General features: G+C 45.1%; 24 protein-coding genes and 2 pseudogenes. 10 read left to right on the forward strand and 16 right to left on the reverse strand.

The genetic code is table 11. From position 1 onward, the window contains the following. The first annotated feature begins 77 nt into the window (after positions 1-77). Positions 78-932, forward strand: a complete 855-nt coding sequence (locus tag C9I92_RS15275; RefSeq protein ID WP_047885890.1) for a hypothetical protein — start codon at positions 78-80, stop codon at positions 930-932. Here the strand turns inward: C9I92_RS15275 and C9I92_RS15280 are convergent. After that, the gene (locus C9I92_RS15280; protein WP_053061871.1) at positions 926-1,648 is read right to left on the reverse strand and encodes a hypothetical protein; all 723 of its coding nucleotides are present in this window, start codon (positions 1,646-1,648) and stop codon (positions 926-928) included. The genes C9I92_RS15275 and C9I92_RS15280 overlap by 7 nt on opposite strands. A 36-nt stretch (positions 1,649-1,684) precedes the next feature. Next, the gene (locus tag C9I92_RS15285; protein WP_146149699.1) at positions 1,685-2,020 is read right to left on the reverse strand and encodes a hypothetical protein; all 336 of its coding nucleotides are present in this window, start codon (positions 2,018-2,020) and stop codon (positions 1,685-1,687) included. 276 nt (positions 2,021-2,296) lie between these two features. Between C9I92_RS15285 and C9I92_RS15290 the strand changes: the two genes are divergently transcribed. Both C9I92_RS15290 and C9I92_RS15295 read left to right on the forward strand, forming a co-directional pair. Then, positions 2,297-3,319 carry a phage integrase gene (locus C9I92_RS15290; protein ID WP_047885892.1) on the forward strand — a complete coding sequence of 341 codons (1,023 nt, stop codon included), beginning with the start codon at positions 2,297-2,299 and terminating at the stop codon, positions 3,317-3,319. Between the two features lie 138 nt (positions 3,320-3,457). Continuing rightward, positions 3,458-3,715, forward strand: a pseudogene (locus tag C9I92_RS15295) (IMP dehydrogenase); the annotation flags it as partial. A 432-nt stretch (positions 3,716-4,147) separates the two neighbouring features. Here C9I92_RS15295 and C9I92_RS15300 read toward each other — a convergent pair. The 3 genes from C9I92_RS15300 to C9I92_RS15310 form a co-directional block, all read right to left on the reverse strand. Beyond that, positions 4,148-5,200 carry an NAD(P)-dependent alcohol dehydrogenase gene (locus tag C9I92_RS15300; RefSeq protein ID WP_047885894.1) on the reverse strand — a complete coding sequence of 351 codons (1,053 nt, stop codon included), beginning with the start codon at positions 5,198-5,200 and terminating at the stop codon, positions 4,148-4,150. A gap of 10 nt (positions 5,201-5,210) precedes the next feature. Continuing rightward, positions 5,211-5,876: an NAD-dependent epimerase/dehydratase family protein gene (locus C9I92_RS15305; protein WP_047885895.1), complete on the reverse strand. Its 666-nt coding sequence runs from the start codon at positions 5,874-5,876 to the stop codon at positions 5,211-5,213. Positions 5,877-5,948: 72 nt separating this feature from the next. After that, positions 5,949-6,857, reverse strand: a complete 909-nt coding sequence (locus C9I92_RS15310) for an alpha/beta hydrolase (RefSeq protein WP_207104248.1) — start codon at positions 6,855-6,857, stop codon at positions 5,949-5,951. 264 nt (positions 6,858-7,121) lie between these two features. Here C9I92_RS15310 and C9I92_RS15315 point away from each other — a divergent pair, with 264 nt between their 5' ends. After that, positions 7,122-8,027: a LysR family transcriptional regulator gene (locus tag C9I92_RS15315; protein WP_107193877.1), complete on the forward strand. Its 906-nt coding sequence runs from the start codon at positions 7,122-7,124 to the stop codon at positions 8,025-8,027. A gap of 739 nt (positions 8,028-8,766) precedes the next feature. Here the strand turns inward: C9I92_RS15315 and C9I92_RS15320 are convergent. The 10 genes from C9I92_RS15320 to C9I92_RS15365 form a co-directional block, all read right to left on the reverse strand. Beyond that, a complete protein-coding gene (locus C9I92_RS15320) occupies positions 8,767-9,657 on the reverse strand; it encodes an AraC family transcriptional regulator (RefSeq protein ID WP_047885898.1) in 891 nt (296 codons plus the stop codon). Further along, complete coding sequence (locus C9I92_RS15325; RefSeq protein ID WP_047886335.1) at positions 9,644-10,309, reverse strand: flavodoxin family protein; 666 nt, start codon at positions 10,307-10,309, stop codon at positions 9,644-9,646. The genes C9I92_RS15320 and C9I92_RS15325 overlap by 14 nt, the downstream gene beginning before the upstream one ends. A gap of 97 nt (positions 10,310-10,406) precedes the next feature. Further along, on the reverse strand, positions 10,407-11,345 hold the full coding sequence (locus C9I92_RS15330) for an alpha/beta hydrolase (protein WP_047885899.1): 939 nt from the start codon (positions 11,343-11,345) through the stop codon (positions 10,407-10,409). Between the two features lie 60 nt (positions 11,346-11,405). Beyond that, positions 11,406-12,320: an alpha/beta hydrolase gene (locus C9I92_RS15335; protein ID WP_047885900.1), complete on the reverse strand. Its 915-nt coding sequence runs from the start codon at positions 12,318-12,320 to the stop codon at positions 11,406-11,408. Between the two features lie 294 nt (positions 12,321-12,614). Further along, positions 12,615-13,742 (reverse strand): low temperature requirement protein A, encoded by a 1,128-nt coding sequence (locus tag C9I92_RS15340; protein ID WP_047885901.1) that lies wholly within the window; start codon positions 13,740-13,742, stop codon positions 12,615-12,617. A gap of 178 nt (positions 13,743-13,920) precedes the next feature. Then, positions 13,921-15,060 carry an NADH-dependent flavin oxidoreductase gene (locus C9I92_RS15345; protein ID WP_047885902.1) on the reverse strand — a complete coding sequence of 380 codons (1,140 nt, stop codon included), beginning with the start codon at positions 15,058-15,060 and terminating at the stop codon, positions 13,921-13,923. Positions 15,061-15,150: 90 nt separating this feature from the next. Further along, on the reverse strand, positions 15,151-15,981 hold the full coding sequence (locus C9I92_RS15350; protein WP_047885903.1) for an SDR family oxidoreductase: 831 nt from the start codon (positions 15,979-15,981) through the stop codon (positions 15,151-15,153). A 179-nt stretch (positions 15,982-16,160) separates the two neighbouring features. Beyond that, positions 16,161-16,799 (reverse strand): SDR family oxidoreductase, encoded by a 639-nt coding sequence (locus tag C9I92_RS15355; RefSeq protein WP_047885904.1) that lies wholly within the window; start codon positions 16,797-16,799, stop codon positions 16,161-16,163. 55 nt (positions 16,800-16,854) lie between these two features. Then, complete coding sequence (locus C9I92_RS25690) at positions 16,855-17,037, reverse strand: DUF1330 domain-containing protein (RefSeq protein WP_242551906.1); 183 nt, start codon at positions 17,035-17,037, stop codon at positions 16,855-16,857. A 231-nt stretch (positions 17,038-17,268) separates the two neighbouring features. Further along, positions 17,269-18,186 (reverse strand): alpha/beta hydrolase, encoded by a 918-nt coding sequence (locus C9I92_RS15365; RefSeq protein ID WP_047885905.1) that lies wholly within the window; start codon positions 18,184-18,186, stop codon positions 17,269-17,271. Positions 18,187-18,313: 127 nt separating this feature from the next. Between C9I92_RS15365 and C9I92_RS15370 the strand changes: the two genes are divergently transcribed. The 5 genes from C9I92_RS15370 to C9I92_RS15390 all read left to right on the forward strand — a co-directional run bounded on the left by C9I92_RS15370 (position 18,314) and on the right by C9I92_RS15390 (position 22,898). Beyond that, a complete protein-coding gene (locus C9I92_RS15370) occupies positions 18,314-19,237 on the forward strand; it encodes a LysR family transcriptional regulator (RefSeq protein ID WP_047885906.1) in 924 nt (307 codons plus the stop codon). Between the two features lie 164 nt (positions 19,238-19,401). Next, positions 19,402-19,866: a MarR family winged helix-turn-helix transcriptional regulator gene (locus C9I92_RS15375; RefSeq protein WP_047885907.1), complete on the forward strand. Its 465-nt coding sequence runs from the start codon at positions 19,402-19,404 to the stop codon at positions 19,864-19,866. Next, positions 19,863-21,803: an FUSC family protein gene (locus tag C9I92_RS15380; protein ID WP_047885908.1), complete on the forward strand. Its 1,941-nt coding sequence runs from the start codon at positions 19,863-19,865 to the stop codon at positions 21,801-21,803. Before C9I92_RS15375 ends, C9I92_RS15380 begins: the two co-directional genes overlap by 4 nt. Next, positions 21,796-22,026, forward strand: coding sequence for a DUF1656 domain-containing protein (locus C9I92_RS25895; protein ID WP_084712599.1), 231 nt, complete (start codon positions 21,796-21,798; stop codon positions 22,024-22,026). Before C9I92_RS15380 ends, C9I92_RS25895 begins: the two co-directional genes overlap by 8 nt. Beyond that, positions 22,023-22,898, forward strand: coding sequence for an efflux RND transporter periplasmic adaptor subunit (locus C9I92_RS15390; RefSeq protein ID WP_047885909.1), 876 nt, complete (start codon positions 22,023-22,025; stop codon positions 22,896-22,898). Before C9I92_RS25895 ends, C9I92_RS15390 begins: the two co-directional genes overlap by 4 nt. Here C9I92_RS15390 and C9I92_RS15395 read toward each other — a convergent pair. Further along, a pseudogene (locus C9I92_RS15395) lies at positions 22,899-23,258 on the reverse strand (helix-turn-helix domain-containing protein); the annotation flags it as partial. Between the two features lie 65 nt (positions 23,259-23,323). On the opposite strand from C9I92_RS15395, the gene C9I92_RS15400 reads away from it, so the two are divergent. Then, a complete protein-coding gene (locus C9I92_RS15400) occupies positions 23,324-23,737 on the forward strand; it encodes an LmrA/YxaF family transcription factor (protein ID WP_248827388.1) in 414 nt (137 codons plus the stop codon). Positions 23,738-24,228 lie beyond the last annotated feature (491 nt).

Raw genomic sequence — 24,228 nt, forward strand, 5'->3', positions numbered from 1 at the left:
ATAGCGCAGTTCAAGGATTGACCAATACGCCACCTTTCATTGATACTGGTGGCATATTTATTTTTTGAAGGAATGTCATGTTAGAAGTTGAATTCACAGTTGATGGTAGCCGCTGCACAACTAGTATGTTCATGGAGGATCCTGATACATATCAGGGCCAAATAATCTGCATTGAATGCGGAAAAAGAGCTTGGTTTACGAAAGCCTACAAAGTCAGAGACTATGAAAGAACGGCTTGCTTCAATGCGCATCATGAAAATGGCTGTAACAGGGCTACAACAATCCTGGAAGCCGAAAACATGGAAGGCATTGATGCAGATGAAAGCAGCGATAACAAATCAGCCGATATCATCGTAAATCTCGATAAGACCAAACATGGCAGCATTGATAAAACAGCTGACAGCGACAAAACGACAGCCCCACCCCACAACTGGCAGCCTTCTCCTCGCCTCCAGGTTATCGGTGGTAGAGCTGGCTTTCCGATGGATAAGTCCCTCAGACAAATTCTAAGCTACCTTATCAAAAACCCTGAATATGGTAGTGGGAAGTCCATAAGAATTATTACTGACTCCGACCGCGTAATGGTCGAAGGAATGTTTAGGGACAATTTAGTCGAAGTCCCTCACATCGAAGAACGCCACTATCGTCAAGAACAGATTTTCTGGGGGATGATAACCAGCTATACAGAAAAGCCAAATGGCTCAGTATGGTTGAACTACGGCACTTGGTCACAACCAAGCATCATTTTAGATAGCGAGCTTAAATTTGATTTAATGGACAAGTTAAAAATCAACAGCTTGGAGCGGTTTAAAGGATCGTACTTTATCCTGGTTGGCATTGTAGGCAATTCAAAAAAAGGAAAGCCTATTCTCAAAACGGGCTTTCCTAAGTACATGAATTTTATTAACTATCGAGAGACTGACATTCAATGATGATAGCTTAAAACCAGAACAAGATGGCGAAAATTACCAAGGGCCCAATGACCTTCACGAAGCTGGTCTAAATCGGGCTGTTCCAACCCTTCAGCAGACCAAGGTACAACTCCATTTACTGGTGAATCTCCGCCGGGTAAAAGATCTACTAATACCTTTTTATTATCACTATCATAAACCTTAACCACGCCCCATTTACAAACACCAAAGGCCCATAGCTTGTGTCCTGCAATACTTTGGGTGTGATCGCTAATCAGCGTACCATGTTGTTCCAACAAAGTTAGATACACATGTTTGGTTATACTTGAAGCTTGAAACTCAGGATCTACATATGCGCCACGGATTTGTTTACCTGAAACAACGTTTTCTTCTCCCAACGTTACTTCCATGTCACGAAAGATATACCTTGCAACACACTGTTCGTTATGCACAGGAATGCCCAAGGCTAGCGCATCTTCAGCAGCTTTGAACTTACACTGGGACTCACTGAAAGCTTCTTCGGCATACTCTTCAGGATACTCATCACCTTCGGCATAGTTCAATTTATAGACAATGACAGCACCTGTATACATGCTTCTTTCTATAGCCCGAATCTCTAAGCGATACAGAAAACCATCAATTGCATTATAAAAGTGACAATCATATGTAGATGGAAGAAGGCCCTGAACTTCTTCGTCCAGGGCCTTCGAATACACTTGAGTGATGGCTGGAGCCATAGATTAACCAATCTCCGTATAAGGTTAATATAAGCTTCAAACAGCTAAGGCATGGGCATGCTCAGTATCGCCGGCAACTATAGAGTCGATATGCTCAATGATGTAGCGCTCATAATCAGCCAGCTCTGGGTATTGAGACGCAGGGCTAGTTAGATACCGGGATTTCTTGTGCTTAAAGCTGATTTCTGTAAGTACAGGAATTTCTTCCCAAGCTTTTTTGTTATGGAAATCATCTAGCACTACAATGTAGCGATGGTTTTTGGTACGCATGTTGAGGCAACGTACTTCAACAGCACATGCAAAACCAGGCAGATCGAAGGTATCCACCATTTTCGTTCTACTCATGATCGTTTGTACTGTACGTGTATACATTACGCTTACCTTGACTAATATCCATTAAATATTACGTTCACAGGTCAAGTATTTATCCTTTATGCGCAAATATCAACATAAATTTGTTGATATGAATCCTGCGCATTTGAGCAATTCTTTTCCATTTATTGCAATGTATGCTTAAGCAACTGCACCCACAAATGCGTTAAGCAACTAATTTCAAACATTTGAATGTTTCTAGTTGAGTTTAGAAACATTGCAAAACATTGCTGTAATCGGCAAAATAACTGTATATAAAAACAGTATCAAATTGTTATGGCAGTTCGAAAGCAAGCAGATGGTAGCTGGATCTGCGAATGCTACCCTCAGGGCCGCGAAGGTTTGCGTGTTAGAAAGAAGTTCGCAACCAAAGGCGAAGCTACGGCCTTTGAACGCTTCACGATGCGTGAGATAGACGACAAGCCCTGGTTAGGAAAGTCGGCTGATAGACGTCACTTAACTGACTTATTGGAAGTCTGGTACTCGCTCTATGGGATCAGTTTGGGCAATGGGGCATTCATTAAGAGCAAGATGCTCAAAATGGCTGAAGCAATGGGCAACCCTTTAGCGCCCAAGTTTAGCAGCAAGGTGTACTCTAATTTTCGCCAACTTCGCTTATCTGGTGATATCAATTTTGTTGACCAGCGATGGCAAAAGGGAAAACCCAGCATTGCTACCATCAATTCTGAGCTTGCACGATTCAAAGCTGTGTTCAGTAAGCTGAAGGAATTGGGTGAATGGGATGGCCCTAACCCACTCGAAGACATCAAGCCACTGAAAGATCACGAACGTGAAATGGCATTCTTGAATGAGGATGAAATTCGCTCACTTCTGAAGCATGTTTCGGCACACTCGCGTAAGGACATGCTCAAAATCGTGAAGCTATGTTTGTCTACCGGAGCACGATGGAATGAAGCAGCTCAATTACGTGGTAGCCAGTTGAGCAAATACAAGGTCACGTTCACCAACACCAAGAACAAGAAGAACCGCTCGGTACCCATCAGCCAGGAACTCTACGACGAGATCTATAAACCCACATCGGGTAAGCTGTTCGAAGAATGCTATACCCCTTTTTGCTACCTTTTAAAAAACAAGGTATGTGATGGTCTTCCTGCCGGCCAGGCTACCCATGTTCTTCGCCATACATTTGCCAGCCACTTTATGATGAACGGTGGCAATATCCTCGTGTTGAAAGAAATTCTCGGCCATGCTGATATTGGGATGACGATGCGTTACGCACACTTCTCTCCCGATCACCTCACTGATGCACTCACAAAGAACCCACTTTCAAGCCTTTAGCACCCTGCCGCCAGTGGCGACAAAATGGCGGCAGACATGAAAAACATAGCAAAAAATCGCCCTAAATAGCTGTATATCCATACAGAAAAACAAACCAAGATAAAAATAAGCTATTGAAATATAATGAAATGAGTGATTTTTATGAAATTCTATGGCATGTCATCCCAGAGCGCGATGGACAAGCACTCCGGCGGCGTAGCCAACTACCGTGCTGCTGAAGGAAAGACCGTACTCTTGCCATTCCGTGGCCCAGTAGAAAACACCATTCAGGACATCATGGGCGGTGTGCGCTCAACCTGCACCTACGTTGGCGCGGCGAAGCTGAAAGAGCTAACAAAACGCACCACGTTCATCCGCGTCCGCGAGCAGGAAAACAACGTTTACGGTAAAGAGTAAACTCGGTTTTTCCGCAGTTTTTAGGGCCGCTTTTAAGCGGCCTTTTTCGTTGCCAGAATCGCCTAGTGGCGACACCTGCGACTTTATTGTTGAAACAACCATAAAGTGATATTTACCACCATAACTTGATATTGTAGTGGTTAACATAAAGTCTGGCATCAACTACAACTGTTGCAGCGTCGGACCGAGCTTTCTGGAACGCCCATGGACAGAAATGTGTTAGTGCTCTAGCACTAACACAGCAACGATAGATTAGAAAAATTATCTAAAGCCGTTAAACACTTCTATAAAAGTTATAATTAAACGCAGAGCTTATCTATTGATTCAACAATGCTTCTAGCCTATTACTAGTGCACTCCTCAGATTGACAATGAACAGCGGCTCTCTGTGACAAACCAAGTCTAACCCTAACAATCCGAAGCAAATATAAGGCTAGCTATTCAAAGTCGCCATATCAATTACAAACCTATATTTTACGTCTGCATTCAATAGTCTTGAAAACGCGTCATTAATATCTTGGATATCGATCATCTCAATATCTGCCACCACATTGTGCTCACCACAAAAATCGAGCATCTCCTGAGTTTCTTCTAGGCCTCCGATAAGAGACCCGGTCAAACTTTTTCCACGGGCAATTAATGGACCGGACTGAACCGCTGGCTCTAACGGACCAAAATAACCAACCAGCACCAATGCACCATCTGGCGCTAGCGTGTTGATATATGGGTTGACATCGTGATTGTAAGGAACGGTGTCGATGATCAAATCAAACGTACTTTTCACGGTTTGCATCTGGGTGTCATCAGTAGAAATAATGACGTTATCCGCACCAAGGCGATACGCATCTTCTTCTTTGCCTTTTGAGCGGCTAAACAAGGTGACCTCTGCGCCCATTGCTTTTGCCAGTTTGATCGCTATGTGGCCTAGTCCACCCAGCCCCACGATTGCAACTTTTTTCCCCTCTCCAATCTTCCAACGTCGTAAAGGTGAATAAACCGTGATGCCCGCGCAAAGCAAAGGAGCAGAGCCAGCTAAATCGATGTTTTCAGGGATATCCAGTACAAAGTTTTCTGAGACCACAATTCTTTCAGAGTAACCGCCGTAGGTTATTGAGCCATCGAAACGGTCCCGCCCGCCATAAGTAGTGACTAGATTGTCGCAGTACTGCTCCTGGTGATCTGTGCACGAAGAGCATGTTTGACAAGAGTCCACCAAGCAACCCACGCCAACAGCCTGCCCAACTTTGAACTTTGTTACGTCCTTTCCAACTTGTTTCACCCGTCCGACAATTTCATGGCCGGGCACCATTGGGTATTCTTCCTTTCCCCAATCACTGCGCACATGGTGAATGTCAGTGTGGCAGATACCACAATACAAAATGTCAATTTCAACATCATCAGCTCTAAGCTCTCGACGCTCAAACGAGTACGGTACTAGGTCTGCCTCAGATGAGTGCGCGGCATATCCCTTTACTTTTGAATTCATTGTTTACTACCTATTTGGTGAGTATATTTATGTCTTGGTTCTCAACCACAACAGAAGTTTGTCCTTGTCTCAGTAAGTTCAAAATGGCTGTTCCTACTTTTTCGCTGTCGGTAATCATCGACGGGAAAGCGCTTCGTACTAAACGCATTAACCAGCCTGTGTAGCGATACAGTAGTCGGTATGTGGTTTCCTTAGACTCTTCACCGTTCATCGGAATAATTAACGCTGGTCTAAGCAAGTAAACGGCTTTAAAGCGCATTCTCAGCAAATCGTTTTCAGTTTTTCCTTTTATACGTGCCCAAGCCACTTTTCCCGTTTCACTTGAATCCGTACCCTTACCGGAGATATAAACAAAACTCATATCAGGGTTCGCCTCAGACATTGCTTTTGCGACCGCCAAAGGTAGCGTCTGATTCAGGTTTAAATATTCTTTTTCAGTGCTACTTCCTATTGAAGTACCTACGCAGAATAGACATGCATCAAACTGAGAAAGCTTGTTCGTCAACCCTTCATAATTAAACATATCGTCCAGGATTAGACTTTTTAACTTAGGGTGCTCTACCATTAGCTTACTGCGACCAATGGCCAGAACTTCAGTTACATCATTCGCGTTTAGGCACTCCCTAAGGGTCGCACGACCCACCATGCCAGACGCCCCGAATATTATTAGCTTCATATTGTTTCCAGTAAGAGAAGGATCAGCGACCGCGTCCGCAGCACTGCGCGTTAACACAGTGCTGCTTTTCGACTATAGGTTTTCTTTGTAGAACGGGATCAGCTTTTCTAGCGCCATGCCTACTGGCTCCGGTTTGTCATAAAGATCATAGTGAGACCAACCTTGCAACTCTACTAACTTTTTATTCTTTGAAGCCGCTCGGCCTATGATTTCACAACCGTCTCGATACGCGCCGAACGCACCTACTTTGTCGCCGACAACAACCAGAAGAGGTTGAGTTAAAAGTACTTCGGCCAAATGGAATGCATCCCAACCCACTGCTGCTGCTTGGTGAGAAAACATAGAACGATTGACGCCGTTTGGTTTACGACCACGATCTGAACGGTAATATTCAGTTGCACCCATTAAATCTGTTTCTACGAGGCCTAAACTTCTCGCTTCTTCTGGAGATGAAGGCAATAAATCATCAACTCGAAGCTGCTCTCCGCGCACTTCGGCGGTGCGTTGAGCTGCCATAGCTTCCATTGCACTGATAGGGTCAAAACCGCTAAAACCTTCTCTCATTAATCGACCATAGTTTGCGCCCGTGATGGTACCAACGGCTTTTATACGTCGTTCTGTCATTGAAGCGTTAATAGCGTAACCGCCACCGCCACATATCCCCAACACACCGATTCTGTTTTCATCAACATATGGCAGTGTCATTAAGTAATCAGTAACAACTCTAAAGTCTTCAACTCGTTGTGTTGGGTCTTCGATATAGCGAGGCTCACCACCGCTTGCACCTTGATAACTTGCGTCAAATGCGATTACTACAAATCCCGCTTCAGCTAGAGCCGCACCGTATACTTCACCTGAGGTTTGCTCTTTACAGCTACCTATTGGATGGGCACTGATAATGGCTGCATACTTTTTATCTTCACTGAAGCCTGGCGGATAGTAAATGTCAGCGGCAATATCCCAGTATTTGTTTTTTATCATTACACTTTTCACAATAAATTCCTCATTAACAATCTGTTTTACGAGGAAATTTACAGGCAAACGTTATTGCGATTGTTTTGTAAATCACCTCTGTAGGTTTCATTCCCGTTAACTAATCACCTAAGGAGATTGCTCAACTCTAGAAGCTTGTCGTCAGGCTTAGGTAACCGGAAACTGAGTTAAATATAGATTTGTTATTTGGATACAACAAGCACATAATAATGACTACAGAATTAAGCAACACTTAACAATTGGGTTATATTTATGGAACCATCACTACTCCCAGCGCTTTTGTGGTTTGTTCGCATTGCACATCTAAAAAGTTTTACTAAAGTAGCTAGAGAGTTCAGGGTTACTAGGGCTGCCCTGTCTCAAAACCTAAAATCTCTGGAACAGAAATTAGGCGTCACGTTGATCTATAGAACGACCAGAGATATGTCCCTTACCGAAGAGGGACGATTATTGTATGAAACTCTGCAACCAGCGCTTGGGTCAATTGAAGAAGCATTACGAAATATTGGTCAAATCAATGTCGAGCCTACAGGGCTGTTAAGAATTAATACTTCCAGAGTCGTAGCAAAGTATATTTTAGAACCCCATCTCGCGGAATTTTTGACCCGATATCCGAAGTTAAAAATCGAGCTAATTATGGACGACGGATTAGCCAATATAATCGCGGATGGGTGCGATGCTGGTATAAGATTGGGGGAATCTCTGGCAGAGCATGTCGTAGCGATCCCTATCACTCCAATGTTGGAAATGGCGGTAGTTGGGTCACCTCAATATTTTGAAACATATGGCACCCCGGCCAAACCTTCAGATCTCGTTAATCACAACTGTTTAGGCTTTAGAAACTCAACAAGCCACTCTTTGTATTCCTGGGAATTCACGGATCCGAATGGCGGAGATTTTGAGGTTCAACCTAACGGCAAACTTATTACAAATGATGATGAAGGGATGATTAGGGCTGCGGTAAACGGTATTGGGTTAATACAACATATAAATTTCGCTGTCAGAGAGCATATAGAGAGCGGTAAATTAGTCAGAGTGCTAAATGAATGGTGTTCACCATTCACTGGTTTTTTCCTCTACGTCCCATCACGCGAAAATATGCCAGCCAAAACTCGTATTCTCATTCATTTTCTAAAGGAGAAAAGAGATCTCTGGTAAAGCACTATTAGATAAACACCTCATCACATTAGGAAAAGTAGGTCAAAACATAGTAATCAGAAATCATAGTTTATCTGGTTCCATCAAGGAGTGGGGCAAATATGAGTTAAAGAAAACCGTTCCTAAAAAACGACACACTCAATTGGAATGTCATTGATTTACGCAATTGAGTAACTATCTCAGCTTCTACTGCAATTTATGTTGAAAATTGGGGAAGATATGTCATAAGCAGACATAAATGCGAGCATCATATCAGAGGCTTATCGAACCAATCTCACCATAATATGACATAGAAATGAAGCATAAGGTGACATAACCTTCCCTTGATTAAGCAGCTGCAACGGAAAGTGTAAGATTTTTTCTTTCATACTGTCACGATGACACAACCAGACTCATCTCTATGATATTTTCAATGCAGTTCTGGGCAAAAAAATAAAGCAATCTATCGCTTTACTTCAAAATCCTGAGCAACCCGTTTGGCCATCAATACCACGCCACAAGCTGACCAAAGCAAAAGCTGTTTCGCTATTGAAGCCAGCTTACTGAATCGGTTCTATGCCATGATGTTGCTGAAAGCCTGAGATCAGTGTACATATTTGGTGCAAAACTGGAATCTGACGTGCCCCAACTGAGCCTCCTCTCATGGTTCTATGACTTCCGCTGACACAGAACAATAATCCCCCTTATCAAAAGGGTCAGCACCACAGACAAATATTAATATTCATTCTTTTTAAAACGTCTAATTTTGACGCAGACGTTGAATGTCTTTTTGTGGTGGAAGCCCAAACAAACGACTGTATTCACGGCTAAATTGCGACGCACTTTCATAGCCAACCAGATTACTTGCCTGAGTCGCATCCAAGCCATTTATCAGCATTTGTTCTCTCGCCTCTTGGAGGCGTAAGTTTTTCAAATATTGTAACGGACTACTTCCAGTCAATGCTTTGAAATGCAACCTAAAGCTAGAGGCGCTCATGTGTGCTTGATCAGCCAATTCATTCATCCCCACTGTCTCGGTGAAGTTTTTCTTCATCCAGGTCACAATTTTAAGTATGTGATTGCTGGGAGAGCCCACGGAGGCGATATGACGTAATTGCATACCATGCGGCCCATGTAAAAGTCGAATAATGAGTTCCTTTTTAATCAACGGGATTAAGCTGTTAAGATACTCAGGTTCTTGCTCTAACTCCAAAAGACGGCTCATGGTTCGGTATATCCCATTGTCCATTTTCTGGATGGAAATGGGCTGGTAATCAAAGTTACGGTCTGGTTTATCGAGTTTCAGCTCAGCACACGTCTGCATGATCAGTTCGTAATCCAGTTTTAATACGATCGCTAGAAAAGGCTGATGCCGCGTCGCCTCAGTGACATGTGACACAATCGGCGTATCAAATGTTGTCAGCATCGATTGGCCAGCTTCCACGGGCACTTGCATATCATTAATCGCCAATTTCTTACTGCCTTGGAGGATCAACGAGAATCCGAGGCTATAAATACAATGCAGTGGTGCCGTGGGGGTATTTCGGATATGAACTTCTAATCCCGGTATTTCCGTCGTATAGCTACCTTCTTTACTGCTATACGCTTGCACTTGCTCCACCAGAATCTGACTTGCCTTACTGTTGTTCATCACTATCACCCACTATTTCGCTTACACTTTCATTATCGTATTTTTCATCGAACCGTTGTGTTAGTTCCTGCGATGAAATCTGTCCTCCCATTCGTCCACGTTTAACGTATTGATGAGTGAAATTTATCGCACCATTTGAGCGTACTAATGCCTCGAATTCATCGATAAAATGTTGCTCAAATTTGCTGTTAAACGTATTAAAAAGAACCACGTTCTTGTTGGTAAAATCATTATTTTCAACGAATTGCCATAGGGGTGGTGCCGGGCTATACAACCAAATAGGCGAACCCAAATACACGGTATCATATTGCGTAAGATCGATCTGAGCCGGTGAGATTTCTGCAACATTACCCCTCGCGTCATTTAATGCGCTGATCAAACCTGGAATTCCAAGCTGGTATTTTTCAGCCAAAATCTCATAGACATCGCCATCGGTTTTAGTCGCAATATGATCAGCCAATACCCCGGTATTCCCAGAGCGTGAAAATACGACAATCGCCGTCGTTGTTTCTCGTAGTTCCGCCCCTGACCACTTATCCTTGTACGACTTGTTTTCAGCATATTGTGAATTCTCAATACGCGTAACCACAAAGGCCACAACAAACAACAAGATGGCCAGAGCAAACAGAAAAATCATTATCCAGCGAACCATAGCTGCCATCCCATGAGTATTAAAAAGAACAATCGTTTGATTGCGACCAATGAAAATCATGCGCTCCTCGAACATTCGAAGAACGCATTTGGGTCATTTATTTGAGATATTCAGCCAGGAACGGCGCCACTTTATCCATCGCCTGTCCCACCGCTTCAGGGTGGTCATACAGTTCGTAATGTGACCAGTTCTCCAGATCGACCAGTTTGCGATCTTTCGACGCTACGGCTCTGCCATAGATCTCCTGCCCATCACGAAATGCTCCGAACGCCCCAACTTTCTGCCCAACCACTGCCATCATTGGTTGCGTCATCAAGGTTTCCGCAAAAGCGAATGCATCCCAACTTAACGTTTTTTGTGCATGAGAGAACAACATACGTGTTGCGCCACCTTCAGCCTGGCCTCGCGGTGTTTTATAGTAATCAGTTGCTTCAAAAACATCGCGTTCAGTCAAACCATTTTCTTTGGCAAATTCAAGGCTTGGCGGTAAAAGTTCATTCACTTGCAACTCAGCACCACGGGCTTCTGCAGTGCGTTGCGCCGCCATGGCTTCAAGAGCGCCGATTGGGTTATACAAACTAAACCCTTCACGGAACAAACGTCCAACGTTAACTGGCGTAATACCAACCACGGCTTTTAAACGTTTTTCTGTCAGTGCCGAGTTTAGAATATAACCACCACCGCCACAGATCCCCAGTCCACCGATTCGGGTTTCATCGACATAAGGTAATGTTATCGCATAGTCGATCACGCGGCTGATGTCCTCAACTCGCTGAGTTGGGTCTTCCACGTACCGAGGCAAACCACCCGACTCACCTTGGAAACTGGCGTCAAAGGCGATGACGACATAACCCAACTCCGCCAGAGCTTTGCCATAAACAGCACTGGATGTTTGCTCTTTACAACTGCCAAATGGATGGACACTGATCATAGTCGGATAACGTTTTGAATCGTCAAAGCCGTCCGGAAGCAGAACTAACGCAGCCATATCCCAGGCCATATCAGCATTTCGGAAGGTCACTTTTTTGATGTTCATCATTCAACTCCTGACATGAAGGCTCATGACATTGAGCCTTCATAATTGATTGGCTTGTGGTTACAGCGTGCGCTGAAAGAATGGTGCCAGCACACCGATTGCTTCAGCAATCGGAGACTCTCCGTCGTAGAGATCCATGTGATTAGCTCCATCAACGACATACATTTGCTTATCGTTGCTCGCGGCACGAACCATCAGGTCATCACTCATCCATTTACTGCCTGCATTACTACCAACAACTGTAAGTAAAGGTTGAGTTAAGAAAGCTTCTGCTTTGAAGAACGCATCATAGGCAATGATTTGTGTCAGACTACGAGCGGTCGCGAAGCCAGGCGCAGTGCAATAGGCCGCGCGATCGGTATGGTAATACTCCCAGGCCTGACGCAATTCTTCGTTAGGTGCATCTTCTTCTTTCATTGGAGCCATTGGGATTGTCGCAGGCTCGGAACCACTCGCATCTGCGGTTCTCGCACCAGAACCAGCTTCAAGAAAAGGAATGGCATCGCTGTCTTTGACATTATTGTCCCAACCGTTTCGGAACATTTGCCCAATGTTAACCATGCTCACGGTACCCACCGCTTTGATACGACGATCATTAATCGCTGCGTTTGCAGTATAACCAGCACCGGCACAGATACCCATCGCACCAATGCGATCGCTGTCGACATATTCCAGAGTCGTTAGGTAATCAATAACCGCACTTACATCTTCAGTACGTACATGAGGGTTTTCCAGTTGACGAGGACTCCCCGTACTTTCACCTTGATAAGAAGCGTCATATGCGAGCGCGATAAACCCCTGTTCAGCAAGCTTTTTAGCGTACGTGCCCGCTGTTTGTTCTTTGACACCCCCACCTGGGTGCGAAACAACAATCGCTGGGTAGCGTTTGTTCTCATCGAAGTTTGTAGGGAAGTTAATCAGTCCGGCTAGCGTAATATCCAGACCGTTTGTGTTTGGGAAGTAGACTTTATTCATTTGGATTGCTCCTAACTAGAGTTCGTCGTTATCAGGAGGAATTGATGTACCAACGATTGTCGTCTGCTCCTGACATAGAGCTATTATAGGTAGGTGGCAATTCGTATGTTTGCCTAAAATGACGAGCTACTTGCCTGATTTGTTTTTTATGCCTGAAATAACGAAGCCGGACGCTTTGCTTGAGTAAGCCTCAGCAAAATATAATCATAACACAATGATAAATTTATATTTTTCATGAAAACTCAAAAACACCACCCTGTCGAATTCAACAAATTCTTAGTGCTGCCACCGGGTTTACTCCATCGATTTATGCCAGTTATGCCAGTCCAAAAACGCAAAACAGGCAAGCACAAGCCCTATGATAAAAATGACAAAATACGGCGAAAGAATAAGAATCCATAAGCCCGACAACCCCGTCAGAATCCCTCCGAACCAATGCAATTTCGACTTGATGTTTAGCATGCTCTTAAGAAATAGACCTTGCATGAGTAGAAAGACTCCAGGCCCAAGCGAAATCATTAACCCAGTGGATAAAGCTGCATGACCGACGGGATGATGGACAACGTTTTCGTTTCCGACCGCCAACACAATTAGGCAGGCTACCATTATCGTCATGATATTCATGGCATAGTGACTAATTCTAACTGGATTTATCGTAACGATAGCGTGCGCTTCAGCATGCTTTTGGATGGAACCAAATGCCAATGCCCAAAGTGAAATCGTAATCAATAAAGCGCACGAACCCGTAAATATTGTCATCAAGTCTGTAGGGGCTTTTGCTATGGATGCTCCCGTCATCAAGATTGTTTCACCAAGCGCAATAATAATGAAAAGGTTATATCGCTCAAGCATATGTTCCGCGTCAAAAGGAAGTTGTTCAAAGTTCAAACGATATCCTGGGATTGGGTGAGCGAGATAAGAGCCCAGTAAATCCATTAAGACCGCGGCGCCCCACCAAAAAAGCCTCGTATCCGAATCAGCCTGTGCACCTAAAATCCACAACGGCGAGGCAAATAGAAGCCAGATCAATAATGCCTTGAAGTGCCGTTTATAATCTTTGGTTGGGGCATTGATAATCGTCCAGATTGTGCGGCCAATCTGAATGCATAACATGGGGAGAACAAAACTCCAGGGGGCAACACTAAAGGCAGAACCGATGGCGGCGTTCATGATCAATCCAAGCATAGTGACCAATAACAACATCATGGTACACGTTGCTCTGGACACCGGAATCATTGTGGCCGCCCAACTGGTATAAGACCAGACTGAGAGCACAGCAACGAGCAGGGTCGCTGTTTCGGCAAAACCTCGCCAGCTTAGATGCTCAGCAAGATGATGTGATAACTGTATTAGGGCAAAAACAAAAATGAGGTCAAAAAACAGCTCCAAAGGCGCAATTTCATAGTCTTCTTGTTTTTGCATCGCGAAATCCCTACGGGCTTTTAAATGGCCTCGGTCACTGAACCCTTATTTCGAATTTCATCATACAGAGCTTGGTTTGAATACGTTAAATCATAGGCGGTCACGTAAGGACTTTCCAAACGAAAATGGCCCTAATCAATAGGGCCATTGGACGAAAGTCAATGATGTATACTCGACATTATGACTGAACAGGAAACCACCCCGGCGTCGACTTTATGACTTCCCATAACTTCGCTGGGACTTGCAGCCCTTCGGCGCTATCAGCCAGATCTAACGCCTTACGAATATCCGGGTCACGTCCATCTTGCGCCATTTCGACCCACGTTGGGTTCATCACCAAGCTGCGTCCTACCACAACAAGTGGCATCCCGATGTTAAGCACGTTGCGAGCCTCATCAGGAGTACGTACCTCACCAGCAGCCATCAATGGAACTCGATCAGCCACACGCTCGATAAAACGTTGAGCCGTCGTTTTACCACTGGTGTCATCCTGCGACTGACCAGAAATAATGTTGTACAGCGAAGTGTGCAAGTAATCGATATTACCTTCTTCGGCCAATCTTTCCGACAGCACTAACGCATCATCAATCCGCAACGATCCCTCGCCCGGCTCTTCCGGTGAAATACGATAGCCAAGCAAGAAAGGACGGCTTGCATGTTCAGATATCACTCTGCGAACTTCACGCACTACTTCCAGAGGGAAACGCATACGGTTTTCAAGAGAACCGCCCCATTGGTCATTGCGTTGATTAAAGAGTGGCGACAAGAAGTTCTGAATCAGAAATCCATGCGCACCATGTAGTTCTACCCCATCAAAACCCGCTTCAATCGCTCGACGCGTGGCTTGGCCAAAATCACGAATCAATTCCAGAATTTCTGCTTCTGTTAACTCACGACTTGCCAATTTACCATCGTTAAATGGCCCTTTCGGTGCCGCTACGGCACTGGCACTGGCACTGACTAATTCACCATTGGGGATTAAATCCGGCACTGCTTTATTACCCGCATGGAACAGCTGTAACACCGCGACCGCACCGCCACTTTTGGAAGCATCCGCAAGTTTGCTCAGGCTGGGAATAAAGCGATCGTCATACGCGGCAAATTCATCGGTGAATCCAATCCCGCTGGGTTGAACATGACTGCATCCTGTTAGCATCAAACCCACGCCCTGGGCACGAGCGCGGTAGTACATGAGTTCTTCATCGGAGATGGTTTCGTCCGGATTGGATGACCAAGTCGTCATTGGTGCCATCACGACTCTGTTGCGCAATGTCACGCCATTGTCGAACTTAAAGGATTGAAATAATGCATCTTTCATTTCTGTTTATAACCTCTAAAAACACTATCTATTGGTGTAACCCATTCATAATCACGGGATTGAGTTTCACTCAGCTGCCACTAACGTGTGCTATAAATCGGTCGATTGCGTAAGGCTTGCGAACTCGTGAGTTTCTGCAATTCGTGCCTCTAACGAAGGCATCACGAAATCAATTGCGTCATTGCCTATCAACAGTTGCCGTGGCTGCTTTTCTAAATTAGCGACTTGAACGATCACTTGGGCCAACTTGGCTGGATCTCCTTGCTGCTGGCCGTCGGCTGCAGCAAGCCGGTCGCGTGTATTGCCATAAGGCTCGTAATCGTCAATGTGGTTTTGACCGTACTCCGCCGACTGATCATTGAGGAACTCGGTCCGGAAAAAGCCCGGCTCAATCGCCGTCACTTGAATGCCCAACGGCGCGACCTCATCAGCTAAAGCCAGAGTCATCCCTTCAACGGCATATTTTGAAGCGGAATAGAAAGTCGCATTGGCAACCGCTTTGACGCCAGCAATCGAAGACGTATTAAAAATCCGCCCACTGGCCTGACGCCTCATCACTGGCAGCACCGCACGTAATACGTTGGCCATGCCAAATAGATTGGTCGCAAACTGGGCTTCAATTTGCTGTGCCGTTGCTTCCTCAAAACGCCCCAATAAGCAATAACCAGCATTGTTGACCAACACATCGATACGACCAAAACACTTTACGGCTTCGTTGACTGCAGACTGAGCCTGTGGCTCACTCGCGACATCCAACTCTAAAAATTCGATGCGATCTGTGGGTACGTTAGCGAAGAGCTTCCGAAGACGCGCTATATTGCGGCCAGTCGCCACGACTTTATCACCCTGATCCAAAGCGGCTTTAACGATGGCTGTTCCCATACCTCGGGTCGTGCCCGTGACAAACCAAATACGAGTCATAATTTCTCCTCAGTAAAATAAGGGTAAAAATGTACCGTCATTCAGAAATATCTTCGTTAACAAAAACGGAAGACATTAGCGCTCCAGTACACGCCCCAAAAGACGTGCACATATAAATAACAGTGAGAATGAACGCGCTGACCAGAAAGGTATTTCGTCAACGCAGAGCGTGCTTACTCTTACATGAAATAGGGCTGATCGCCGTCGGTATTCGGTTTATTGACACCGAGGTTTGCACCCACATAAGTCGCTGGGTTTAGAATGACTTGCGTAATAAGATCACCGACACTTTTTCGTGACACGACCGTACCTTTGAATGCTTCATTCTTCGCTGTGATTTCATAGTCCACTTCGTCTTCATCAGTCAGCAAAGCCGGACGCAGAATGGTGTAATCCAAACCCGACGCTTCGATTGCATCAGCCGCTCGCCGATAGTACTTTAGCGACTCACCAATAATGGCATCGTTCCATTCGCCAAATTTGCCAGGGATTTCATCGTAGATCCCCAGAGACAACACGAAGATCAGACGCTTCACGCCAGTTTCCTGCATTGCATCGATCACAGCGGCTGTCTGGGCATAGAGATCATCACCGGCTAAGTTGGCATAAACAATATCCTGCCCGTCCATCGCGGATTTAAGCAGTGCTCGGTCTAACACATCTCCCACAACAACTTTCGCCTTCGCAGAAGCAATGTCGACGAGTTTTTGGGGGTTACGCAGCAGTAACGTTTGATTTAGGGTTGTTTGCTCATTCAATGATTTCACAACCCACTGCGCAATTTGCCCGCTGGCACCAAGTACAAGAACATTACTCATATCACTTTTCCTCATCACAATCGTTTAGATGTATCCCCTGCTTTAATAGAGAAACTTAGTTTCCATCAACCATAAGCGCTCGGTACTTAGCCCCTTTAAAGCGGTATTGCACAACCTGTTGGTAGGCTGGACTGTCATACCAAGCACGTGCTGCGGCTTTCGTTGGAAATTCCACAATGATCACACCCTCAGGTTCTTCACCTTCTAATGTTTCCAATGCTCCGTAAGACGAGAGCACGTTAACTGTATGCCCTTCAAGGGTTGGGCGACCAAATTCATATAGGTATCCAACGCCTCTTGGTCTTGCGTGCTTTCCCGAGTAAAAACAATGAACGTTGACATTTAATATTCCTCAAAATGCATTTGGCTTGGGTATCAACGGCTTATCAGTCCAATTTGCGTGCCGCTATATGACCAATAGTGGACAGTGGCACCGATAATTGAGCCACTGCCCGATCTCTGTTACCGATTACTTCAGCGTCTCTTTAAAGAACGGAGCCAACTGCGCTACCGCTTCATCGACATACGGTAGTACGTCGTAAAGAGACATATGATTAGCACCGTCAACAACATAGAGCGTTTTATTCTTGCTGGCCGCACGAGCAATAAGGTCATCACTCATCCATTTGCTGCCAGCTTCGCTACCTGCAATCGCAAAAATTGGTTGAGTCAGGAAAGCTTCCGCCTTGTGATAAGCGTCATAGGTGATGATCTGATTCAGGTTACGTGTCAGTGCGAAACCCGGTGCGTTTGGATGTTCACAACGGGGTGTATGGTAGTATTCCCATGCTTCGCGTAGCTCCGCATTGGGAGCATCTTCTTCACGCATCGGAGCCAGTGGAATGATCGCATACTCACCGCTACTTACATCTGTCGTACGTGCATTAGAACCGAACTCCAGATAACCCACTGCGTCAGCATCTGCCACAGTATTGTCCCAGCCATTGCGGAACATTTGACCAATGTTAACGGCACTCACCATGCCCAAAGCTTTAATACGACGATCATTTATTGCCGCATTTGCGCTGTAACCCGCGCCGGCACAGATACCCATTGCACCAATCTTATCGCTGTCGACATAAGGCAGTACGGTTAGGTAATCCACCACAGCGCTGACATCTTCAGTGCTTACGTAAGGGTTTTCCAATTGGCGCGGTTCTCCAGTGCTTTCACCTTGATACGAGCGGTCAAACGCAATGGTAATGAGGCCATGTTCTGAAAGTTTTCGGGCATACAGACCCGCCGTTTGCTCCTTCACGCCACCACCAGGGTGGGAAACAACGATGGCTGGATATTGTTTGCTTTCGTCAAAATTGCGTGGGAAGTTGATCTCAGCAGAAATCTCGATGCCTTGACCATTTAGGTTTTTGAAAGTGACTTTAGACATATCTCATTGCTCCTGTAGCGATTCACCGTTCGTCTTAGGATGACGTAAACTTGAAGCAATCTTAGTGAACGAACTGTATATGATAAATATCGTTTCACACACATGAGTGTTAAGTTAAACTAAACAAATGCCTATTGAACCTTCTCTTATCTCTTCACTGACGTGGTTTGCTCACATTGCTCGCCACCGAAGCTTTACGAAAGCCGCCTCAGAAATGGGGGTAACGCGTGCTGCATTGTCGCAGCATCTAAAAGCGCTGGAACAGCAACTCCAGGTGCGATTGTTGAATCGCACCACTCGTAATATGTCACTGACAGACGAGGGGCAACGTCTACTGGATATTATGCATCCTTCTCTGACAAGCATTGAGCAAGTCGTTAACGAGTTAAATGATTCCCACATTGAACCGTCTGGACTGATACGTATCAGTTCATCCAGGACTGCCGCCAGACTTCTTATCGAGCCACATATTGGTGAGTTTTTGTCACGTTATCCAAAGATACGGTTGGAGTTAATGATGGACGACGGATTCACAAATATCGTGGCAGATGGGTTGGACGCGGGTATTCGCTTGGGGGTAAGTTTGGATGAACATATGGTCGCCGTTCCCATCACTCCCCCTTTGACGACGGCAATCGTGGGCTCCCCACAGTACCTGAAAAAAAATGGGATTCCGCAAAGCCCCAAAGATCTGGAGATGCACAACTGCCTCGCCTATCGATTTACTTCCAGTAGCACACTCGATCATTGGGCGTTGACGGCGCCAGGCTCTGACAGTCATACCGTTGTCTTTGAACCTAAAGGCAATGCGGTGTTCAATGATGACAACAGTATGCTCCAAGCCGCAATTCAGGGGGTAGGATTAGTTAAGCACATTGATTTATGGGTACAAGAGCCCATAAAAGATGGAAGACTGACGCGAGTTCTTACCCCATGGTGCAAACCTTTCCCAGGCTTTTACCTCTATGTTCCTTCACGCGAACAGATGCCGAAAAAAATCAGAGTTCTCATGGACTTTCTGATAGAAAAGCGGGAACTTTTCACGCCATAAAAATGTAGCCCCAAAATACTGGGGCTATTTTTTTATCCTCAACCCTGCCTGTCCATACAGAATTAGATTGCCTTCAAAATAATTGCTAAAGCAACGATAATTTCCTATCATCCGCTCCACGCCACCACGAACGGCATACAGAAAGCTTGATATGAGGCATGACTATGCAAGAAAAAATCGCACTTCTTCACGAACTCACGAATAGTCTTCAACCAGTAAGACGCGCCTGGAAACGAGCGGTATCTGAAGTCATCGCGGACTACGGCATCTCGATGTCTCTGGCAAGCGCTGTTGTTCTTGTGTATCGAAATCCACAAGGTTTAAATCAGAAATTATTAGCTGAGGAAATTGGCATCAATCCTGGCGCTTTAGTTCGCCTATTGGATCAAGCTAGCAATGAACAATTGCTAGAGCGCCGCGAAGACACTGCCGATCGACGAATCAAAACTCTGCATATCTTGCCCAAGGGAACCGAAATCGCGGTAAGCATAGAGCGGGCTGCCGACGCGTTGCGTCTTGAACTGATGAATGACGTTGATTTGGCAGCGATTGAACAAGCAACTCAAGTATTACGGTTGTTTGAAAAGCGGGCCAACGAGTTTGTGCTGCAATCTAAGTCAAAGAAATGAACATCACGCGTCAACAATGGCTATTCGCTGCCAAAATTTATGTATCGGCCATGCTCGCCTATTTCGTCGCGGTAGAGATTGGATTGACGAACCCTTACTGGGCGATGGTGACGTGCTGTGTGTTAAGTAACCCTTTGTCCGGCGCTGTCCGAGCCCGAGCCACATACCGGTTTGCAGGAACATTATTTGCTGGCCTCATCTCACTGCTACTCTCAGCCTGGCTAGCGAGTGAACCTTTCATTTTGGTGATCGTAACAGGTTTGGTTGCCTCTACAATCCTTGCTTTGTCTTTTGCCGACCGAACACCAAGAGCTTACAGCCTGCAATTGGCTGGTGTCACCATTATGTTAGTGCTGGTTGCGTACATCGGTCAGCCTGAACATATGTTTACGATGGTTGTGACGAGAGTTGTCGAAATTTGCATTGGTATATTATCGGTCACCTTCGTCGATACGCTGTTTTTTCCGGGAACCACGCAACCCATGATTCAATCTCGAGTGGATAACTGGGTTCGTGACCTTAAAACATGGCGTGATGATTGCCTCGCTGGCATTACCGATCATTCGACAGACGCAGACAGGCTGGCAGTTCTCAACGACGTTTCATCATTGTCTCTGCTGGTTTCAACCATCAAGCGTGACCACGCTGTTAATCGACAGACACGCCAAGCCGTCATCGCACTGCAAAGTCAAATCATGAAGATGATTCCGACGATTTCTGCACTGGGTCATGCAATACACAATTTATCTTCTGAAACACGTGAACGCCTGTTACCAAGTTTGGAAAGCCTGAAAACCCATAGCGGTGCATTGGAAGTTCAACCGATTAAGATACCTAGCGAGGTTTATCATCAATCCTCCCCATGGGAAAAACTGGTGCTCAATCGAATTCAGTTATTGCTCAACCAGCACATTCAGGACTGGGAATATGTGACTGCGTTTCAACGTCTTATGGAAGACAAACCCATTCACGGTTTCATGCGCTACGCGGCGATGAAAGCCAAAGCATTTCCGCTCCCGCCAGACACGGGCTTGATGTCACGCATGTTCGTCGGGATATTACTGACGTATTCGTTGCTCAGTGCCGTCTGGTATCTGACAGGATGGACTCAGGGCCCCAACTTAGTCTTGCTGGGTGTGGTGGCGATTAGCTTTTTTGGCGCCAGCGATGAACCCGGTATCGCTATAACTCAGTTTGGACGCTTTGCATTTATCTCCACCTTTACCGCGTTTATTTTGGGATACCTGTTGCTACCAATGGCAAATAACCAAACCAGCTTTCTGGTGATCATGGCTGCTTTTATGTTGCCAATGGGAATTTGGGCATCAAGAAGCCCCCTGGCGGTGTTGGTTCTGGCATTGAGTCTGAGTAACATCAACTTCCAAAATCATTATTCACCTTTCGACATTGGCTTCTTTTTGGAAAGCTCTGTAGCAACGTTAACAGGCATCTTTGTAGCTTTCGTTGCCGTCGCATTATGCCGCCGCTGGGGAGCACAACATGCACTACACCAACTATTGAAGCGCGAGCAAAAAGATCAACAGGCACTGACTCACAGATTTGATGACGTAGCGATCGAAAACTATGTGATTCGTTCCTTGGACAGAATGGCTTTACAGTTATCGAGACTAGACGCAACACTCGGCAAAGACAGCCTCATCCTTCTGACTCAACTCAGAGCCAACATCATAACGGCCAAATTGAGACAGTTGATGAGCAGCGAACACTCAATGCCCTCAACATTGCAACCACTGCTGCAAAACCTCAGCCAGCACCGTGACAGTCAATCTCAATTGACGGACGAATTGCTCAGACAAATCGATCTCAACATTCAGCGTGCGAACCATGAAAACCAAACTGACGTTTTACATCTATTAACCGGATTGCGAATCGCCCTCTATCCAACAGCACCACACTGGAAACCATCTTATGCTTAACGAACTCGATATTTTGGGGATTTACGTTTCACCATTGCTGTTATGTATAGTGCTCGCTTATTGCCTCAGAATCTTACTCTCCTATTTACTTTTAAGGACAGGTTTCTATCGACTCATCGCGCAAAGACCCATTTTTGACTCAGCCCTATTAATTTCTCTTACCGGCTTGGTCTTTCACGTATTTGCGATCATCACAACACCAACAGGTCATTCACTATCATGATTAAAAACAAAGTTGTATCGAGCTTTAAAGTTCTAATAACAACAGGTTCAGTGCTGCTAGCAGGCGTCGTTGTTTGGAATTTATACAGTTACTATCACTATGCGCCGCAAACTCGAGATGGAAAGATTCGTGCCGATATCGTTCCGCTTGCCACCGATATTTCAGGAAATGTAGAAGCCGTCTACGTTCACGATAATCAGGTCGTTAACAAAGGCACACTGCTGTTTAGTTTGGATAAAAAGCGCCTGAACAATGAAGTTACGCAAGCCAAAGCAATGGTGAAACAAGCCAACGCCACACTTCACGCAGCTGATCGGGAATACAAACGCTATCAGCGATTAAATAACGCAGTCTCGGCGCAGCAACGTGACGATAAACGCGATGCACTAATTTTGGCTCAGGCCAGCGTGGATAAATCTTTAGCAGACCTAGAACTGGCTGAAATTAACCTGAGCAGAGCCGACATCTACTCGCCGGTTAATGGTGTGATAACGAACTTCTCTCTCAGACCAGGTACATTCGCCTCTGCTGGCGTACCAGTCATGGCACTTGTTGATCAAAATAGTTTTTATGTCTCCGGATATTTTGAAGAGACAAAACTAAGCCGTATACAGAATGGTGCACTCGCCACCATCTTTGTGATGGGCGAAACCAAAACGATATATGGGCATGTTGAAGGGTTATCTGCGGGAATTAACGACAGTGAAAGAACAACAGCTTCAGGAACATTACTGGCAAATGTGAATCCGACATTCAGTTGGATACGCCTCGCTCAGCGCATTCCAGTTCGGATCAAAATAGATACGATTCCAAAGGACTTCACGTTAATTGCAGGACGAACCGTTTCTGTTTCGCTAGAAGAATTTAATTAATTGAAGGGCTGCAACTTGGTCGTCCGTTAAGATGATACCGTTCTCAGAAACCTTTTTCTCAAGTGCTATAAGGCGTTTCTTGAAGTTTTCTAGATCATTACGAAGCCAGATTGAGCGAACGCCACTTGGAGAAATAAACACCTCCAGTGTGCGTAGTTCATTGCTTGTTCGGGCTTGTCCATGAGCTGGAAAATCAATGACGTACTTTAGAACCACTTGTTCAGTTTCATTATCGACACGATTCTTCATATTTGGTGTTATAAGACTATGATTAATAAGGGCATCGATACCACCAGTTTTAACCAACTCTTGATAACGATATAACGTGTCTCTTGATACGCCCATGACCTTACAGGCTTTGATACATTGCTAATGCACCGCTTGGTTCTACGTACCACAATTTCCCTGGAGGAAAGCAGCAAATTGTGACCAAGGCCATTTTTTGGGCGGGAGGAAAAGCGGCCGCACAATTACAAGCCTGTCTTGATGTGGATAATAAAAATGGAATTAGCTTGTTCCTGTCGCAGTGGCGTGAGCGCCTAAGAAAATCGGATTTTCGTGCTGGTTGCCCAATTGTGGATGCGGCCATTGAAGCTCCGCAGGAGCCGGAAGGAGAAAAGGTCAAAAACGCGCTACCACAAGTATTTAATAACTGGCAATCGCTTATCGCTGATCACCTAATTTCTCAAGGTCACTCGGTATCTAATGCGCAAACACTTGCGTTGGGAATCATTGCGAGTATCGAAGGAGCCGTTGTGTTGTGTCGAGCGCATCAAAATATCCAACCTTTAGATGCAATTTTAAAATGCGTGCCTAAGTTAATGGAATATAACGCCTAATAGTGAGTGTGCTACATAACTAGTTTGAGATATCGAGTTAAGCGACTTTGCCATATCTGGTTTAATTCATGGAATGCTAATATTCTGTTTTCCGAAACACACTTCTGTCTAATATTGAGCCATTATTGCAAGGAAAATATGCACTAACCCGCCTCACTTATTATTGGTCTTTGAAGTGTTTTTGAAAGAAAGTTTCCTTTATAAGGCACCTCAGTACAAACAATAAATCACAATAATTTCAACTTATGGTTGTATTACTCGATATCAGCACATGGTTGTTTTTCTTTTAACCAATTGATTATATTTAGAGTGTGATTATCACTTTATGGTTGCATCAACACTATTTGAGGCCGCTTTTTAGCGGCCTTTTTACTACCTCAAAACACCAACTGTCTACACCTGCGAATTTATTGTTGAAACAACCATAAAGTGATATTTACCACCATAACTTGATAATTGTCACAACGATAACTTGAAAACGCCTCTTTCTG

It is taken from the genome of Photobacterium ganghwense, from assembly GCF_003025595.1.
GTDB lineage: Bacteria > Pseudomonadota > Gammaproteobacteria > Enterobacterales > Vibrionaceae > Photobacterium > Photobacterium ganghwense.

Excerpts from the sequence above, each read along its gene's own strand:
- C9I92_RS15280 (WP_053061871.1), bottom strand. The coding sequence starts at position 1,648 with ATGGCTCCAGCCATCACTCAAGTGTATTCGAAGGCCCTGGACGAAGAA.
- C9I92_RS15320 (WP_047885898.1), bottom strand. The coding sequence starts at position 9,657 with ATGAACAACAGTAAGGCAAGTCAGATTCTGGTGGAGCAAGTGCAAGCG.
- C9I92_RS15290 (WP_047885892.1), top strand. The coding sequence starts at position 2,297 with ATGGCAGTTCGAAAGCAAGCAGATGGTAGCTGGATCTGCGAATGCTAC.
- C9I92_RS15350 (WP_047885903.1), bottom strand. The coding sequence starts at position 15,981 with ATGACTCGTATTTGGTTTGTCACGGGCACGACCCGAGGTATGGGAACA.
- C9I92_RS15380 (WP_047885908.1), top strand. The coding sequence starts at position 19,863 with ATGAACATCACGCGTCAACAATGGCTATTCGCTGCCAAAATTTATGTA.
- C9I92_RS15345 (WP_047885902.1), bottom strand. The coding sequence starts at position 15,060 with ATGAAAGATGCATTATTTCAATCCTTTAAGTTCGACAATGGCGTGACA.
- C9I92_RS15305 (WP_047885895.1), bottom strand. The coding sequence starts at position 5,876 with ATGAAGCTAATAATATTCGGGGCGTCTGGCATGGTGGGTCGTGCGACC.
- C9I92_RS15375 (WP_047885907.1), top strand. The coding sequence starts at position 19,402 with ATGCAAGAAAAAATCGCACTTCTTCACGAACTCACGAATAGTCTTCAA.
- C9I92_RS15330 (WP_047885899.1), bottom strand. The coding sequence starts at position 11,345 with ATGAACATCAAAAAAGTGACCTTCCGAAATGCTGATATGGCCTGGGAT.
- C9I92_RS25895 (WP_084712599.1), top strand. The coding sequence starts at position 21,796 with ATGCTTAACGAACTCGATATTTTGGGGATTTACGTTTCACCATTGCTG.
- C9I92_RS15390 (WP_047885909.1), top strand. The coding sequence starts at position 22,023 with ATGATTAAAAACAAAGTTGTATCGAGCTTTAAAGTTCTAATAACAACA.
- C9I92_RS15285 (WP_146149699.1), bottom strand. The coding sequence starts at position 2,020 with ATGTATACACGTACAGTACAAACGATCATGAGTAGAACGAAAATGGTG.
- C9I92_RS15335 (WP_047885900.1), bottom strand. The coding sequence starts at position 12,320 with ATGAATAAAGTCTACTTCCCAAACACAAACGGTCTGGATATTACGCTA.
- C9I92_RS15340 (WP_047885901.1), bottom strand. The coding sequence starts at position 13,742 with ATGCAAAAACAAGAAGACTATGAAATTGCGCCTTTGGAGCTGTTTTTT.
- C9I92_RS15275 (WP_047885890.1), top strand. The coding sequence starts at position 78 with ATGTTAGAAGTTGAATTCACAGTTGATGGTAGCCGCTGCACAACTAGT.
- C9I92_RS15310 (WP_207104248.1), bottom strand. The coding sequence starts at position 6,857 with ATGATAAAAAACAAATACTGGGATATTGCCGCTGACATTTACTATCCG.
- C9I92_RS15370 (WP_047885906.1), top strand. The coding sequence starts at position 18,314 with ATGCCTATTGAACCTTCTCTTATCTCTTCACTGACGTGGTTTGCTCAC.
- C9I92_RS15300 (WP_047885894.1), bottom strand. The coding sequence starts at position 5,200 with ATGAATTCAAAAGTAAAGGGATATGCCGCGCACTCATCTGAGGCAGAC.
- C9I92_RS15325 (WP_047886335.1), bottom strand. The coding sequence starts at position 10,309 with ATGGTTCGCTGGATAATGATTTTTCTGTTTGCTCTGGCCATCTTGTTG.
- C9I92_RS15315 (WP_107193877.1), top strand. The coding sequence starts at position 7,122 with ATGGAACCATCACTACTCCCAGCGCTTTTGTGGTTTGTTCGCATTGCA.
- C9I92_RS15365 (WP_047885905.1), bottom strand. The coding sequence starts at position 18,186 with ATGTCTAAAGTCACTTTCAAAAACCTAAATGGTCAAGGCATCGAGATT.
- C9I92_RS15355 (WP_047885904.1), bottom strand. The coding sequence starts at position 16,799 with ATGAGTAATGTTCTTGTACTTGGTGCCAGCGGGCAAATTGCGCAGTGG.